At 66.1% G+C, this 15,490-nt stretch carries 17 protein-coding genes; 10 read left to right on the forward strand and 7 right to left on the reverse strand.

The window, feature by feature from the left end:
* Nucleotides 1-425: HpcH/HpaI aldolase/citrate lyase family protein (locus AX672_RS06530; protein ID WP_231731180.1), on the reverse strand; the 425-nt coding region annotated here is incomplete at its 3' end.
* 76 nt (nucleotides 426-501) lie between these two features.
* Nucleotides 502-1,491, reverse strand: coding sequence for a UDP-glucose 4-epimerase GalE (gene galE, locus AX672_RS06535; RefSeq protein ID WP_066650146.1), 990 nt, complete (start codon nucleotides 1,489-1,491; stop codon nucleotides 502-504).
* A 72-nt stretch (nucleotides 1,492-1,563) separates the two neighbouring features.
* Between galE and msrA the strand changes: the two genes are divergently transcribed.
* The gene (msrA, locus tag AX672_RS06540; protein WP_066650147.1) at nucleotides 1,564-2,112 is read left to right on the forward strand and encodes a peptide-methionine (S)-S-oxide reductase MsrA; all 549 of its coding nucleotides are present in this window, start codon (nucleotides 1,564-1,566) and stop codon (nucleotides 2,110-2,112) included.
* A gap of 50 nt (nucleotides 2,113-2,162) precedes the next feature.
* Here the strand turns inward: msrA and aqpZ are convergent, their stop codons facing one another.
* Both aqpZ and AX672_RS06550 read right to left on the reverse strand, forming a co-directional pair.
* The gene (aqpZ, locus tag AX672_RS06545; protein ID WP_066650148.1) at nucleotides 2,163-2,894 is read right to left on the reverse strand and encodes an aquaporin Z; all 732 of its coding nucleotides are present in this window, start codon (nucleotides 2,892-2,894) and stop codon (nucleotides 2,163-2,165) included.
* Between the two features lie 59 nt (nucleotides 2,895-2,953).
* Entirely contained in the window at nucleotides 2,954-3,844 is an 891-nt protein-coding gene (locus tag AX672_RS06550; protein WP_231731182.1) for an L-threonylcarbamoyladenylate synthase, read from the reverse strand.
* A 101-nt stretch (nucleotides 3,845-3,945) separates the two neighbouring features.
* Here AX672_RS06550 and AX672_RS06555 point away from each other — a divergent pair, with 101 nt between their 5' ends.
* Both AX672_RS06555 and AX672_RS06560 read left to right on the forward strand, forming a co-directional pair.
* Entirely contained in the window at nucleotides 3,946-5,667 is a 1,722-nt protein-coding gene (locus tag AX672_RS06555) for an acyl-CoA dehydrogenase (RefSeq protein ID WP_066650248.1), read from the forward strand.
* A complete protein-coding gene (locus AX672_RS06560) occupies nucleotides 5,664-6,578 on the forward strand; it encodes an alpha/beta fold hydrolase (protein ID WP_231731184.1) in 915 nt (304 codons plus the stop codon). The genes AX672_RS06555 and AX672_RS06560 overlap by 4 nt, the downstream gene beginning before the upstream one ends.
* A gap of 309 nt (nucleotides 6,579-6,887) precedes the next feature.
* Here AX672_RS06560 and AX672_RS06565 read toward each other — a convergent pair whose 3' ends face one another.
* Entirely contained in the window at nucleotides 6,888-7,244 is a 357-nt protein-coding gene (locus AX672_RS06565) for a GntR family transcriptional regulator (RefSeq protein ID WP_066650155.1), read from the reverse strand.
* A 38-nt stretch (nucleotides 7,245-7,282) separates the two neighbouring features.
* Nucleotides 7,283-7,861 carry a nitroreductase family protein gene (locus tag AX672_RS06570; RefSeq protein WP_066650156.1) on the reverse strand — a complete coding sequence of 193 codons (579 nt, stop codon included), beginning with the start codon at nucleotides 7,859-7,861 and terminating at the stop codon, nucleotides 7,283-7,285.
* A 120-nt stretch (nucleotides 7,862-7,981) separates the two neighbouring features.
* Between AX672_RS06570 and AX672_RS06575 the strand changes: the two genes are divergently transcribed.
* Both AX672_RS06575 and AX672_RS06580 read left to right on the forward strand, forming a co-directional pair.
* The gene (locus AX672_RS06575) at nucleotides 7,982-9,772 is read left to right on the forward strand and encodes a peptide MFS transporter (protein ID WP_066650157.1); all 1,791 of its coding nucleotides are present in this window, start codon (nucleotides 7,982-7,984) and stop codon (nucleotides 9,770-9,772) included.
* Nucleotides 9,773-9,811: 39 nt separating this feature from the next.
* The gene (locus AX672_RS06580) at nucleotides 9,812-10,501 is read left to right on the forward strand and encodes an NnrU family protein (RefSeq protein ID WP_066650159.1); all 690 of its coding nucleotides are present in this window, start codon (nucleotides 9,812-9,814) and stop codon (nucleotides 10,499-10,501) included.
* Here AX672_RS06580 and AX672_RS06585 read toward each other — a convergent pair.
* Complete coding sequence (locus tag AX672_RS06585) at nucleotides 10,498-11,763, reverse strand: dicarboxylate/amino acid:cation symporter (protein WP_066650161.1); 1,266 nt, start codon at nucleotides 11,761-11,763, stop codon at nucleotides 10,498-10,500. The two genes, AX672_RS06580 and AX672_RS06585, sit on opposite strands and share 4 nt — an antisense overlap.
* A 77-nt stretch (nucleotides 11,764-11,840) precedes the next feature.
* Between AX672_RS06585 and glmM the strand changes: the two genes are divergently transcribed.
* The 5 genes from glmM to AX672_RS06610 all read left to right on the forward strand — a co-directional run bounded on the left by glmM (nucleotide 11,841) and on the right by AX672_RS06610 (nucleotide 15,477).
* Nucleotides 11,841-13,178: a phosphoglucosamine mutase gene (gene glmM / locus AX672_RS06590; protein WP_066650162.1), complete on the forward strand. Its 1,338-nt coding sequence runs from the start codon at nucleotides 11,841-11,843 to the stop codon at nucleotides 13,176-13,178.
* Between the two features lie 84 nt (nucleotides 13,179-13,262).
* Nucleotides 13,263-13,658, forward strand: coding sequence for a DUF2946 family protein (locus AX672_RS06595; RefSeq protein ID WP_066650163.1), 396 nt, complete (start codon nucleotides 13,263-13,265; stop codon nucleotides 13,656-13,658).
* A gap of 74 nt (nucleotides 13,659-13,732) precedes the next feature.
* Nucleotides 13,733-14,221, forward strand: coding sequence for a DUF2244 domain-containing protein (locus AX672_RS06600; protein ID WP_066650164.1), 489 nt, complete (start codon nucleotides 13,733-13,735; stop codon nucleotides 14,219-14,221).
* Between the two features lie 169 nt (nucleotides 14,222-14,390).
* On the forward strand, nucleotides 14,391-14,861 hold the full coding sequence (locus tag AX672_RS06605) for a copper chaperone PCu(A)C (RefSeq protein ID WP_066650165.1): 471 nt from the start codon (nucleotides 14,391-14,393) through the stop codon (nucleotides 14,859-14,861).
* Nucleotides 14,851-15,477, forward strand: a complete 627-nt coding sequence (locus AX672_RS06610; RefSeq protein ID WP_082730418.1) for an SCO family protein — start codon at nucleotides 14,851-14,853, stop codon at nucleotides 15,475-15,477. Before AX672_RS06605 ends, AX672_RS06610 begins: the two co-directional genes overlap by 11 nt.
* The last annotated feature ends 13 nt before the right edge of the window (nucleotides 15,478-15,490 follow it).

The raw sequence follows: 15,490 nt of genomic DNA on the forward strand, positions 1-15,490 counted from the left end.
CCCCAGGTCAGCCCTGCCAGCCGGGGCGTTACCCCGCCATAACTGTCGAGTGCGAAGATCGCTGCCGGGGTTTCGGTCGCGATCGGCAGGATCATGATGTCGCCGTCGAGCCTGGCGTCGAGTGCGGCGAGCGAGGCCGCGCCTTCGGCCTTGGGCAGGACGATGCCGTCAGGCCGTGCGGGGAGCACGGCCGCAAGATCATCGTCGGCCAGCCCCGAATCGAGCGGGTTGATCCGCACGAAGAGTGTCGTCGAGCGCGGCCGGCCTAGGAACTCGGCTACCGCAGTGCGCGCGCCTGACTTGTTCGCGAGCGCCACCGAATCCTCGAGGTCGAGGATGAGCGCATCGGCCCCCAATGTCAGCGCCTTCGCCATGCGTTCGGGCCGGTCCCCGGGGACAAACAGCAAGGATCGCAAGCGTGGCATCGGATTGGCCTTATTCCACCGGCAGCGGCAGCGCCAGCACCGCGTGACGGGGCAAGGCTTGCCACAAGATCACCGATCAGCCACGCTCCGCCAGTTTCCGCTCCCACGCCAGCGCATGCGCGACGATCGTGTCGAGATCGTCGAGCTTCGGCCGCCATGGCAGGGTCGCCAGAATCCGCGCATTGTCCGCGGTCAGCGCATCGGGGTCGCCCGCGCGGCGGCCTTCGTAGCGGCGCTCGATCTTAACGTTGGTCACCCGGTCGACCGCGTCGAGCACGTCGTTGACCGAATAGCCGCGCCCATAGCCGCAGTTCATCGTGTGGCTCTCGCCCGGTCGCGCCATCAGCAGGTCGAGTGCGTGGACGTGCGCCGCCGCCAGATCGCTCACATGAATGTAATCGCGCACGCCGGTGCCGTCGGGCGTCGCGAAATCGGTGCCGAAGATGCTGACATGGCCGCGCTTGCCGGTCGCCGCTTCGACCGCGACCTTGATCAGATGCGTCGCGCCCGCTGTCGACTGGCCCGACCGCCCCTCCGGATCGGCACCTGCGACGTTGAAATAGCGCAGCGCGCAGTAATTGATCGGATGCGCCGCGGCGACATCGGCGAGCATATGCTCGGTCATCAGCTTCGACATGCCATAGGGATTGATCGGGCGTTTGGGCATGTCCTCACGCACCGGCACCACTTCGGGAATGCCATAGGTCGCCGCCGTCGACGAAAAGATGAAATGCGGCACGCCACAGGCGACCGCGCTTTCGATCAGCGAGCGGCTCGCGGCGGTGTTGTTGCGGTAATATTTTAGCGGGTCGCTGACCGATTCAGGGACCACCACCGATCCGGCGAAATGCATGATCGCGCGGACATCATGCTCGCGCATCACGTCGCGCACCGCCGCGTCCTCGATGTTTGCCTGCACCAGCGTCGCGCGGCAGTCGACTGCCCAGTCAAAGCCGGTGACGAGATTGTCGACCACCACCACCCGGTGCCCCGCGTCGCACAGCGCCAGCACCGCGTGGCTGCCGATATAGCCCGCCCCGCCCGTCACCAGTATCGCGCCGTCCATCCTTGGTCCTTCCCGATTGCGTGCCGCGCCCGCGCTCCTATCTAATGCGCAGAGAGATTAAAGGAGCAATTGATGGCCACGGAAATCGCGACGCTTGCCGGCGGGTGCTTCTGGTGCACCGAAGCGGTGTTCAACGACGTGATCGGCGTCGAAAAGGTCGAAAGCGGCTATATCGGCGGCCATGTCCCCAACCCGACCTATCGCCAGGTCTGCGGCGGCGACACGGGGCATGCGGAAGCGATCCGGGTGACGTTCGACAATGACGTGGTCAGTTATGGCGACATCCTCGACATGTTCTTCGCAACGCACGACCCGACGACGCTCAATCGCCAGGGCAATGACGTCGGCACGCAATATCGCTCGGCGATCTTCCCGCATTCGGACGAGCAGCGGATCGAAGCGAAAGCCGCGATGCAGCGCGCCGCCTCCGGCTGGCCCGCGCCAATCGTGACGACGATCGAGCCCTTAAGCGAATGGTATGTGGCGGAGGATTACCACCAGGAATATTGGGACGGCGAAGGCCAGCGGAATCCGTACTGCATCGCGGTGATCCCGCCCAAGCTCAACAAGCTGCGCAAGAGCTTTGCGGCGCGATCGAAGTCGGCGCAGGCAGTGGGGTGAAGGTTCTTGGTCCTTCCCCACTGTCGTCGGGGAAGGCGGGGTAAACGCCCTTACCGCGCATCCCCCTCGATAGGCGGCTTCGGCAGCGCGTCCGCGCCCAGCGCCTTGTACGCGATCCCGCCAAGCGCGCCGCCCAGGATCGGGGCGACCCAGAACAGCCACAGCTGCTCCACTGCCCAGCCGCCGACCAGCAGCGCGGGGCCCGTCGAGCGCGCGGGATTGACCGAGGTGTTGGTCACCGGAATGCTGATCAGGTGGATGAGCGTTAGCCCGAGGCCAATCGCGATCGGCGCGAAGCCGGCAGGCGCACGGCCGTCGGTTGAGCCCATGATGATGATCAGGAAGAAAAAGGTCATCACCACTTCGGTCACGAAACCCGCGACCATCGAATATTGGCCCGGCGAATGCGCGTCGAAGCCGTTGGCGGCAAAGCCGCTCGCGACCAGATCGAACCCCGGCTTGCCGCCCGCGATTACTGCGAGCACGACGGCGCCGACCGCTGCGCCCAGCACTTGCGCGATCACATAGAGCGGCACGTCCTTCGCCGGGAAGCGTCCGCCCGCGACCAGCCCGATCGTCACCGCCGGGTTGAGGTGGCAGCCCGAGATATGGCCGATCGCATAGGCCATCGTCAGCACAGTGAGGCCAAAGGCGAGCGACACGCCCGCCAGGCCGATCCCGACTTGTGGGAACGCCGCCGCCAGCACCGCGCTGCCGCAGCCGCCCAGCACCAGCCAGAAAGTCCCGATGAATTCCGCAAGGCCCCGCCGCGCCACGTCCATTGCCCAACTCCCCCCGAAGCAGGCGTAAAGCTATAACCCGTTTCGGTGACGGTCGGAAGTCAGTGCGCGGCGCGCGCGAGCCGGTCGTTGATGGCGGCGCCCAGCCCTTCGTCGGGCACCGGCGCCACCGCGATGCGCGGCTTGGCGCTGGCGTCGGCGCCGTGGAGCGTGTCGAACAGGTTTGCCGCTGCCTCGATCAGGTCACCGGTCGCCGACAGCGTGTCGTCACCGGGGACGGGTCCGAAACCGATCAGCCATTCGTCGGCGCTCGCTACGTCTGCGTGGAGCCGCAGCGGCTTGGCCGGCGCATAATGGCTGGCGAGCTGGCCCGGCGCGATAATGCCGCCAACCGCATTGGCGAGCGGCTGGCCGAGCACTGCCGCGACTGCTGCTGCGGTGATCGGCCCCGGGCGCAAGAGGCGCGGCGCCTCGCCGGTCATGACGATCGTCGATTCGAGCCCCTCAGGGCACGGCCCGTCGTCGAGCACCAGCGGGATGCGGCCTTCGAGGCTCATCAGCACATGCGCGGCGCGGGTAGGACTGATGCCGCCGCTCGCATTGGCGGATGGCGCCGCGAGCGGCTTGCCCGATGCTTCGATGAGGCCCTGGATCGCGCGGTGGGCGGGTATGCGAATCGCGATTGTAGGCAGCCCGGCAGTGGTGAGCGACGCGATCCCTGAATCCTTCCGCGCGGGCAGCACTAACGTCAGTGGTCCCGGCCAGAACGCCTCAGCCAGCGCGCGTGCGCCTGCATCGAACACTGCGAGCGCCTCGGCGGCGGCAAGGCTTGCGACATGCACGATCAGCGGGTTGAAGCTCGGGCGTCCCTTGGCGGCGTAGATGGCAGCAACCGCGCGTGGGTTGGTCGCATCGGCGGCAAGGCCATAGACCGTCTCGGTCGCAACCGCGACCGGATGGCCCTCGGCAATCAATCTGGCGGCTTCCGCCAATGCGGCTGCGTCGAAAGCCCGGCAGCGTGTGGCGAAGGAATTTGTTGCGTCCACACGCGCGAGCTATAGCGATGATTGGCTTTCGACAAGAGAGGATGAACATGCCCTTCACTGCCGCCGTCGCCGATCAGCGTTTCGTTCTGGATCATGTCGTGCGCCTAGGCGAAATCGCCGCGAGCGATCGCTTTGCTGCCGCCAGCCCCGATGTCGTCGATGCCGTGCTCGAAGGTGCAGGCGCCTTTGCGGAAGGCGAATGGGCGCCGCTCAGCCGGTTGGGCGACACGGTCGGGGCAAAGTGGACGCCGGACGGCGTGGTGATGCCCGAAGGCTTTGGCGCGGCCTATCAGGCCTATGTCGAGGGCGGCTGGGGCACGATCGGCGTGCCGGAGGAGTTCGGCGGGCAGGGCCTGCCCTTCGTGCTGCAGACCGCGGTACTCGAGACTTTGGGTGCGGCGAACATGGGCTTTGCGCTCTGCCCGACGCTGACGGTCGGCGCGATCGAGGCGCTGGGGCATCATGGTAGCCCCGAGCAACAGGCACTCTACCTGCCGCATCTGGCGACCGGCGCGTGGACCGGCACGATGAACCTCACCGAGCCGCAGGCGGGCAGCGATGTCGGTGCTGTCCGCAGCAAGGCCGAGCCGCGCGGCGACGGGAAGTGGTCGATCACGGGGCAGAAAATCTACATTTCATTTGGCGACCACGACATGGCCGAGAATATCGTCCACCTCGTGCTCGCGCGCACGCCCGATGCCCCGCCGGGGACCAAGGGACTGTCGCTGTTCCTGGTGCCCAAATACCGGCTCGATGCCGAGGGCAAGCCGGGCGTGCTCAACGACGTCCGCGTCGTCTCGATCGAGCATAAGTTGGGCTTGCATGCCTCGCCCACCTGCGTGCTCAGCTTCGGCGACAATGGCGATTGCATCGGCGAGTTGATTGGGCCGGAACTGGGCGGCATCCGCGCGATGTTCACGATGATGAACAACGCGCGACTCAATGTCGGCCTGCAGGGCGTGCAGATCGCCGAGCGCGCGACCCAGCATGCGGTCGCCTATGCCCGCGAGCGCATCCAGTCCGCGCGCGCCGGGGGTGGGCGCGAGCCGGTCGCGATCATCGAGCATCCCGATGTCCGCCGCATGCTGATGCGGATGAAGGCGCAGACGCAGGCGGCGCGCGCGCTCGTCTATCTGGCGGCAGGCGAAGTCGACCGGGCGACGCTCGGGGTGCCGGGCGCGCAGGCGCGGGTCGATCTGCTGACGCCGCTCGCCAAGGCGCATGGCACCGACATCGGCTGCGAAGTATCGTCGCTTGCCATCCAGGTGCATGGCGGCATGGGCTATGTCGAGGAAACCGGCGTCGCGCAGTTCTTCCGCGATGCGCGGATCACGCCGATCTACGAAGGCACCAACGGCATCCAGGCCGCCGATCTGGTCGGGCGCAAGCTCAGCATGGACAATGGCGGGGTGATGCTCGGGCTGATCGACGAAATGCGCAGGGACGCACAGGATGCGGGGCTGCGCGGGCTGATCGATGCGTGTGATGAGGTTGCACGGCGGCTGCTGACGGCGGACGTCGATGACCGGCTGGCGGCGAGCTATCCCTTCCTGACGATGCTCTCGACCGCGGTGTGCGGCTGGCTGATGGAAGCGCAGGGCCGCGCGGCGGCGAATGCCGACGGCGATCCCGAATATCTCGCGATGAAGCGTGCCGTCGCCGATTTCTATGTGGCCCAAATCGTGCCCGAAGCACTGGGGCTGAAGGCGGCAGCAATGGCGTCGGCGGCGCAGCTTTACGCGCTTGAGCCGACGGCGTTCGCGGCGTGAGCGACTGGTCGTGGGTCCCGCCCGCCGACAGCGGGATCCGCGTCCGGATGCAGCCCGCAGGTGGCATCGACTTCGAACTCGCCGAACTCGACGCAGCGGACGGCGGCACCGACCGGCTGGCGCTGTGCCTGCACGGCTTCCCTGAACTCAACTTCAGCTGGCGTTACCAGATGCCGCTGCTCAGCGCGCTTGGCTGGCGGGTATGGGCGCCGAACATGCGCGGCTATGGCGCTTCGTCGCGGCCGGACGGAATCGAGGCGTACCGGCTCGACACGCTCGCCGCCGATGTCGCCGCGCTGATCGATGCCAGCGGCGCGCGTGAAGTGATGCTGGTCGCGCATGACTGGGGCGCGATCGTCGCCTGGCATTTCGCGATCAAGCGGCTGCGTCCGCTCGCCCGGCTCGTCATCATGAATGTGCCGCACCCGATGGTGACCCGACGCGAGCGTAGCAATTGGCGGCAAATGGCCATGAGCTGGTATGTCTTCTTCTTCCAGCTGCCATGGCTGCCCGAATTCGGGTTGAGGCAGAGCGGCGCGCGGCGCATCGCCGGGGCCTTCACAGGTATGGCAATCGACAAGGCGCGCTTCCCTACCGAAGTCACCGATGTCTATCGCGCGGCGGCGCTGCGGCCGGGCGCGTTGACGGCCATGGTCAATTACTATCGCGCGTTGCTGAAGACGCCCGATTATGCCGATATCGGCGATGGCCGCGTCGAAACGCCGACGCTGATGATCTGGGGCGAGGAAGACAAGGCACTCGGCATCTGGTGTACCGAGGGCGTCGAGCAATGGGTGCCGAAGCTGACGCTGCACCGCCTGCCGGGCGTGTCGCACTGGGTCCAGCAGGAAGCCCCCGAGGCCGTCAATAAGCTACTCGGCGACTGGCTCGCGCAACCACTCCCGGCCTGACGGCTTCAGGCCGCGCGCGCGAACTGGCCGCGCGAGGGCATGCCGCCGGCCGCAATCGGCAAGGCAGTGGCGCAAAAGGCGCATTCGGCAGTCATTCGACCGACGTACCAATGCGATTTCCCGCACCCCGGGCAAGGATTGGCGCCGTCGAGGCGAAAGGCCGGTCGAAAACCCGATCGACCGAGTTGAATAGGCGAGTGCAACATTTGCGGCTCCCAATGCTTCAATGGTCTAAAGCACGATGAACCGTATCCGGTTCCCGATGAACCGTTGATTTATGTACGCGACCGGAAATTTGACGCGAAGAACTCAGGCTAACTCGCCGTTGAGCAATTCGTCGGCATCGAGCCCGAGCAGATCGATCTGAGCGCGCACCTTGGGCCAGACCGAATCGATAAAGTGCGTGCGTTCGGCATGGCGGAGTTTTTCGGCCGCGCCCGCCAGCACAAACATGCCAACCCCACGCCGGACCTCGACATAGCCGTCGTCCTGGAACCGCTGATAGGCCTTGGCGACGGTGAGCGGATTGGCGCCATGTTCGGCCGCCAGCGCCCGCACCGATGGCAGTTGATCGCCCGCCTTGAAATCGCCGCGCAGAACCGCAGCGGCGATATATTGCCGGAGCCGGATATAGACCGGGCTGTCTTCGCTGTTCAGGGCCGTCATGCTGCCTTAATACACCAATTGCTCGCCGGGTCCACCCCCTAACCGTCCCAGCGGGAGACCAGCCTGCCCGGATCGGGGCGCGCGCGCTCCTCGACCGGCTGGCCGGGAGTGCCGATGAAGACGAAGCCGGCGACGCGTTCGGGCGCCGATCCGAAGGCATCGCGCACCGCGTCCGAATAGGCCGCCCAGCCGGTCAGCCAGCCGCCGACGAACCCCATCGCGTGCGCGGCATGGAGCAGGTTCATGCACGCCGCCCCAGCCGACAGCTCCTGCTCCCACAGCGGGATATGGCTTTCGGGCCGCGGCGACGACAGGACGACCACCAGCGTCGGCGCCTGCCGCGCAAAACTCTCCATCGCCTCAATCTCGAGCCGCGCGGCCTGCGGGCGCTCGGCGCGATACGCGGTGACGATCACTTCGGCGAGCCGGTCGCGCTGGTCGGCGTCGACGATCACGAACCGCCAGGGGGCGAGCTTGCCGTGATCGGGGGTGCGCATCGCAACGGCGAGCATGGCGTCGAGTTGCGCGGCATCGGGGCCGGGCGCGACCATATCGCGCGGGCGCCCCGAGCGGCGGGTGGCGAGCAGGGAAAGCGGAGAGGTACTATCGTTGAGCATGACGGCGTCGATACCGCCTAAACCGGCCATTTACAGCCCCGCGTTTGCCGTTAGTGTCGCGACCTTTGCCGCCACATAAGAAGCGGCAGGGACATCAGGGCCAGTTTGGGGAGCGTATCAATGACCGACAGCAGCAGCGGCGCCGCGCACGGCGGCGTGCCAGAGGGCAAGACCTGGTTCGGCCACCCGGTGCAACTCGCGCGCTTGTTCACGACCGAAGCGATGGAACGCTTTGGCTATTACGGCATGCGCGCGCTGCTGACGCTCTATCTGGCGCAGCATTTCCTGTTCAGCGACACCACGACGACCGGCATTTATGGAGGCTTCACCGCGCTCGTGTACCTCACGCCGCTGATCGGCGGGCTGATGGCCGACCGCTTCCTTGGCTCGAAGCGCTCGGTCAAATTCGGCGCGGTCATGATGTCGCTCGGCTATCTGACGCTCTGCTTTGGCGGCCAGCCGGCCAAGCCGTTCGCGACGATCGACGGCCAGCGTTACGAAGTCACCGTCAAGGGCAGCGGCGACGCCCGCCAGCAGTTCGTGGTCGACGGCGGTAGCGAACTGCAGATCAAGGGCAATGAAGACAAGACCGTCTCGCTGCTCGGCACAGACGGCAAGGAAGCCCGCCGCATCGCCGCCGGGGGCTTCGAAGCGGGCGGCGATCGCGCGCCCCTTTCGGTGTTCCTGCTGTTGATCGGGTTGGCGCTGGTGACGATCGGTAACGGCTTCTTCAAGCCCAACATCTCGACGATGGTCGGCGCGCTCTATGCGCAGGGCGATCGGCGCCGCGATGCCGGGTTCACCATTTTTTACATGGGCATCAATCTCGGGTCGCTGTTCTCGCAGATCCTGTGTCCGCTGCTTGCCGTCGGCATGGGCAGCTGGGGTGGGCTCGGCTGGTGGGCGGGCTTTGCGCTTGCCGCCACCGGCATGCTGATTTCGTGGACGTTGATCCAGTTCGACGGCGGTCGCCTCGACGGCATCGGTGATCGCCCTGCGGACGCACCGACCAACCGCGATTTCCTGATTTATGGCGGGGCGATTCTGGCGATTCCGGTCGTGTGGTTCCTGTTTTCGAACCTGATGAGCTACGTCCGCCCCGAGGCGGGAGCGGGTATCGTCGGGTATTTCCTCGGCCTGCCGATCATGGGCAAGATCATGTTCGGCACGTTCCTGATCAGCGTGCCCGGCATCCTGATCTGGGCGCGGCTGAAAGGATCGACGCAGGAATTCCAGATGATGCTGGCAGCGATGGTGCTCATCACCTTCAACACCGTGTTCTGGACCCTGTTCGAACAGGCGGGATCGTCGCTGACGCTGTTTGCCGATCGCAATACTGATTTGTCGGTGTTCGGGTGGTTCTCGATCTCGGCGGGGCAGACGCAGTTTTTCAACGCGCTGTTCATCGTGCTGCTTGCGCCGCTGTTCAGTGTGATGTGGAACGCGATGGCCAAGAGCGGTATCGAGCCGACGATTCCGATCAAGTTCGCGATCGCGCTGATGGCGGTGGGTGGCGGGTTCCTGTTCCTCGTCTGGGGATCGCAATTCGCCGGCCCCGATTTCAAGGTCGGGCTTTGGTGGCTGGCGGGGCTCTACCTGATCCACTCGATCGCTGAGCTGTGCATTTCGCCGGTCGGGCTGTCGATGATCACTAAATTGTCGATTGCGCGCGTCGTCGGGCTGATGATGGGCGTGTGGTTCCTGTCGATCGCGGTTGCGCAATATGTCGCCGGGATCGTCGCGCAGTTTGCCAGCGTCGAGACGGTCGGCGGACAAGTGACCAACCTCAAGGTCAGCCTCGACACCTATGTCGGCGTGTTCACGACGATCGCCGAAGTGTCGATCGCGCTGGGCGTGTTGCTGCTGGTGCTGTCCTTCCCGCTCAAGAAGTGGATGCACGGCGTCAAGTGATCGGCTAGCGTCTGCCCGGGCACCAACGGGAGAGACGATATGGACGGTACGATGATGGTCGCACTCGCGGTCGCGCTCTTCGTGGGCAGCCATTTGCTGCTGTCGCATCCCTTGCGCGCGCCGCTGGTGAAGGCGCTCGGCAACGGCGGGTTTACGGGCGTCTATGCCGTGGTTGCGCTCGCGAGCCTGTGGTGGATCAGCAAGACCTACAAGGATGCGCCGCCGACTGACCCACTCTGGGCTGTCGGCGATGGGCTGTGGGCGGTCGCCAGCGTGATCATGCTGGTGGCGAGCGTGCTGCTGGTCGGCTCGCTGATCGGCAATCCGGCGATGCCCGGCATGGTCAAGACCGCACCGACGCAGGCGCGCGGCGTCTATGCCGTCACTCGCCACCCGATGCTGTGGTCGTTCGCGCTGTGGGGGCTGGCGCACATCATCGTCTATCCGATCGCGGCGAACCTGATCGTCGCGGGAGGGATTGCGGCGTTTGCGCTGGTGGGCGCCGCCGCGCTCGATGCAAAAAAGGCCAAGCTGGTCCCCGAACTTTGGACCCCGTGGAAGGCCGTGACGAGCTATGTGCCGTTTCAGGCGATTGCCGAGGGGCGCGCCAAGTTCGGCGGTTTTCGCCCGCATGATATCGCAGGCGGTTTGGTGATCTGGCTGGCGGCGACCTGGGCGCATATCCCCGCCGCGGGGATCGCGGCAGGCATCTGGCGCTGGCTCCTCTAGCCCTTCAGCAACGCATCGGCTTCGCTCGTTTCGGCGCCGCCGCCGACGCGCTCCGAAATCACCGTCGTCACCGCGACGTCCATCGTCACATTGCCGATCGTGCGGAAAATGTCGGGGATCGTCTCGACCGCGATCAGCAACCCGAGCGCTTCGATTGGCACCCCAATCGCCAGACAAATCGGCGCGACCCCGGCGTAGAAGGTAATCTGCCCCGGCAGCCCGACGCCGCTGAAGGTCGTGACCGTGGCAGCGCCCACGGCGGCGACATATTGGAACGGCGTCAGCTGAATGCCGTACCAATGCGCGATGTAGAGCGCGACCGCGAGGTTCATCGGCGGCGCCGTCACCCGGAACACCGCGACCGCAAGCGGCAGCACTACGCCTGACGTTTCGACCGGCACGCCCAGCGTCGCTGCCCCGCGCAGCATCGCCGGGAGCGAGGCAAGCGAACTCTGCGTGCTGATCGCGACCGCCTGCGCCGGCGCCACGCCGCGCGCAAAGGCGATCAGCCCGCGCCGCCCGCCGATCAGCGCCACCGGATAGGCAACCAGCCCGATCGTCGCGCCCACCGCCGACACGATCAGGATATAATGGAGCAGCGCCCCGACCGCGCCCGTCCCCGCCCGCGCGCCGACGACGAACGCCAGCGCGCCGACCCCGATCGGCGCCAGCCACAACACCCAGCCGACGATCACCAGCATCGCATCGGCAATCGCCTGGAAAAAGTCGGTCAGCGTCTTGCGCTGTTCGGCGGGCAGCCGGGTGATCGCGAACGCAAACGCCATGGTGAAGACGATCAGCGGCACGATCGCGTCGTTTGCGGCGGCCGCAATCGGATTGGTCGGCACGACCGATTTCATGAAGGCGCCGAGCCCTGGCACCTCGCCCACCTTCTGCGCGCCGCTCAGCGCTGCCTTCAGCGCCGCCGCCGATTGCTGTGGCAGCGGGAACAGCGCGAGATAGGCCGGGGTCAACACCGCCGCGAGCGCGGCGCCGCACATCAAAAAGCTCAGGAACAGCATCAGCGACCTTGCCGCGATCCGCCCCGACCGCGCGGTCTCTGCCGTCGCCGCGATCCCGGTGACGAGCAGCGATACCACCAGCGGCACGATCGTCATCCGCAAGCCGTTGAGCCACGTGTCGCCGATCGGCTGCGCAACCGCCACCGCGCCATCGACCCACGCGCCGCCGCTCGCCGCCGCCGCAATCCCGACGATCAGCCCCAAAATTAGCGATAGCAATATGCGGGTGGGTTGTGACATGCGGCCTCTTGTAAGGTCGTAAAACCCAACACCTGTCGCGCGGCTCCGCCCACGGCAAGCGAAATGAGCGATTGCAGATGGCAAGAAAATATTTCGGCACCGATGGCATCCGCGGCCTGACCAACATCTCCCCGATGACGGCCGAGATGGCGATGAAGGTCGGCATGGCCGCCGGTGCGCATTTCCGCCGCGGCGACCACCGCCACCGCGTCGTGATCGGTAAGGATACGCGGCTTTCGGGCTATATGCTCGAATCGGCGATGGTCGCGGGCTTCACCAGTGTCGGCATGGACGTGGTGCTGGTCGGGCCGATGCCGACCCCGGCGGTCGCGATGCTCACTCATTCGATGCGCGCCGACATGGGCGTGATGATTTCCGCCAGCCACAATCCCTTTGCCGATAACGGTATCAAGCTGTTCGGCCCCGACGGCTACAAGCTGTCCGACGCCGACGAAATGGCGATCGAGGAACTGATCGCGGGCGACATTCCGCTTGCCCCCGCGCCGCAGATCGGGCGTGCGCGCCGGGTCGAGGATGCGCGCGGGCGCTACATCAATTCGGCGAAGGCGACCTTTCCGTCAGAACTGACGCTCGATGGCCTGCGCATTGTCGTCGATTGCGCCAACGGGGCCGCCTATAACGTGGCCCCCTCGGCGCTGTGGGAGCTCGGCGCCGACGTCGTCGCGATCGGGGTCGAGCCCAATGGCCGCAACATCAACGACGGCGTCGGATCGACCGCGCCGCAATTGCTGCGCGAGACCGTGGTCGCCAGCGGCGCGCAGATTGGCATCGCGCTCGACGGAGACGCCGACCGGCTGATCGTGGTCGACGAGGCGGGGCGGGTGGTCGACGGCGACCAGCTGATGGCGACGATCGCGATGGGCTGGGCGCGGCGCGGCTTGCTCAAGAACGGGTCGCTCGTGGCGACGGTGATGTCGAACCTCGGCCTCGAACGCTATCTCGAAAGCCATGAACTGGGGCTGATCCGCACCAAGGTCGGCGACCGTTATGTGCTGGAGGCGATGCGGTCGCGCGGCTGCAACGTCGGCGGCGAGCAATCGGGGCACATTATCCTGTCGGATTATGCGACCACCGGCGACGGGCTGGTCGCGGCGCTCCAGATTTTGGCCGAGATCGTCCGCGCGGGGAAACCCGCAAGCGAAGTGCTCCACCGCTTCGACCCGCTGCCACAATTGCTGAAGAATGTGCGTTTCGCGGGCGGCAAGCCGCTGGAGGACGCAGGCGTGAAAGCGGTGATCGCCGACGCCGAGGCCGAACTGAACGGCAAGGGCCGTCTGGTGATCCGCCCGTCAGGGACCGAGCCGGTGATCCGCGTGATGGCGGAAGGGGATGATCTGGGGCAGGTGGAAGCGGTGGTGGACCGGATTTGCGAGGCGGTAAGGGCGGTGGCGTGAGGGCGGCGGCCTTTGGGTCGTTTACGGTTGCCTAAGCCTGCGCTTGCTGGTGACAAATCGAAGGTGCTCGACTAAGCGCCGCTTGTGACCAACTGGCGCGCCCTCATTCGCAACCATCCGCGGCTCGCACTGCTGCTGGTGGCGCTTGCCCTGAGCATGCGGGCATTGTTGCCGCAGGGCTATATGGTCACGCCGTCGAACGGCACGATCATGGTCTCGATCTGCTCGGGCCAGGCCGCGCAAATGGTTGCGATCGACGTCGACAAGCATGACGGCGATCATCAAGACGGCGCGACAGCCGATCACCCCTGCGCCTTCTCAGGCCTCGGCATGTCGGCGATGGGCGGCGCGGACATCGTGCTGCTGGCAATTGCCTTCGCTTATGTCCTGACGCTCGGCTTTCTGGCGATCACTGCACCGCCGCGCCCCGCTGTCGCGCGGTTGCGACCACCACTCCGCGCCCCTCCCGTCCTCGGCTGATCATATCCGTTTGATCCGCTGACGCGCGCGCCATCCCGAAGGGATGGCTCCGCACCCTGACGAGAGATTTTCGCATGACCTATCATGTCGTCGGGCGACCCGAGCGGTCGTCCGGGGGCGCATTCGAACTGCATATGCAGGCGAATCGCTCCTCCTTGCCGTTTCCGACGCACTATGTCGTGGTTGCAGCGGGCATTGTGCTCGCGTTGCTGTCGATCCGCTTCGTGGCGCTTGGCGCCTGGCCGGTGGCGATCTTTTCGCTGATCGACATCGGCCTGCTGGCAGGCGCGTTCCACATATTTGCCCGCCGTTCACCACCCACCGAACGGCTAAGCCTTCGAGATGGCGAAGTCGCCTGGTGCGCCAGCGACGGGCGCGAGATCGCCATGCCCGCCTATTGGGCAAAGTTCGAGGCGGAGGAGCGCGCACCGCTCGACCTGACACTGTGGCTACGCTTCCGGCAGGATCGGCATCAGGTCGGCCAGTGCCTTTCGCTGGACGAGCGCCGCGAAGTAGCTGGGCTGATCCACAAAGCGCTGGGCGATGTGCGGGGGTGGGCATGACCAAGTCGGCTGCCCCACCTCTGCCCCGCCATATCGCCGCGCTGCGTCGTATCCGCCGATCCGCGTGGCTCGCGATCCTGTGCTGCACGCCGCTCCAACTTGCCGATCAGCACCCCGCCTCGGCCGTTGCGCAATCAACCCCATCCCAATCCATGCCGGAGTATCATCGATGACCCGTTCATTCACGCCCCTTGCCCTGATTGCCCTTGCCGTCGCGACGCCGCTTGCCGCGCATGGCGTTACCGTCGGCACGCTCAAGATCGGCCATCCCTGGGCACGCCAGACCGCGCCCGGCCAGCAGGCGGGTGGCGCGTTCCTGTCGCTGACCAATAATGGCAAGCAGGAGGAGCGCCTGCTGAGCGCAACCGCTGATGTCGCCGCCAGAGTCGAGCTGCACAGCATGTCGATGGACGGTGGCGTGATGCGGATGCGCCCGGTCAAGGGCGGCCTGACCATTCCGGCGGGTGAGACCGTGACGCTCGCGCCCGGTGGCTATCACATCATGCTGATCGGGCTGAAACGCCCGCTCAAGCTCGGCGAGTTGGTGCCGATGACGCTGCGCTTCGCCCGCGCCGGCGTGGTGAAGGTCGCGCTCAAGATCGAGCCGGTCACCTATGGAGGCCCCAGCCATGACCACTGATGCGTCGGCGAGACCGGGCATGGCCCGCGTGCGTCGCTGGCTGTGGGGCGTCGCGATCGTCGTGGCGCTTGCGGCAGGGGTGGCGCTATTGCTGCGCCAGCCCGGCGGCAGCACGACGACACAGATCGCGGACGCGAAGCAAATCGGCGAGGACTTCGCGCTGACCGATCGCAACGGCAAGACCGTCACGCCCGCCACCCTGCGCGGCCAGCCCTATGCCATCTTCTTCGGCTTCACCCGCTGCCCGGACGTGTGCCCGACGACGCTGACCAAGGTTGCCCGCTGGCGCAAGCTGATGGGCAAGGACGGCGACAAGTTCCGCATCGTGTTCGTGTCGGTCGATGCCGCGCGCGACACGCCCAGGGATGTCGGCGCCTATGTCGACCTGTTCGGCACGCCGATCCTAGGACTCGGCGGCAGCCAGGCGCAGATCGACCGTGCGACCAAGTCGTTCAGCGTCTTCTACAAGAAGGTGCCGCTTGAGGGCGGCGATTACACGATCGACCACAGCGCCGCGATCTATCTGATGGACCGTGAAGGCCACTTCGCCTCCGCTATCACCCACGACGACGATGACGCCGCTGCGCTCGCCGAGCTGCGCAAGCTCATCGCCTGATCTCCATTTCCAC

Source organism: Sphingomonas sp. CCH10-B3 (genome assembly GCF_001556185.1).
Taxonomy (GTDB): domain Bacteria; phylum Pseudomonadota; class Alphaproteobacteria; order Sphingomonadales; family Sphingomonadaceae; genus Sphingomonas; species Sphingomonas aquatica.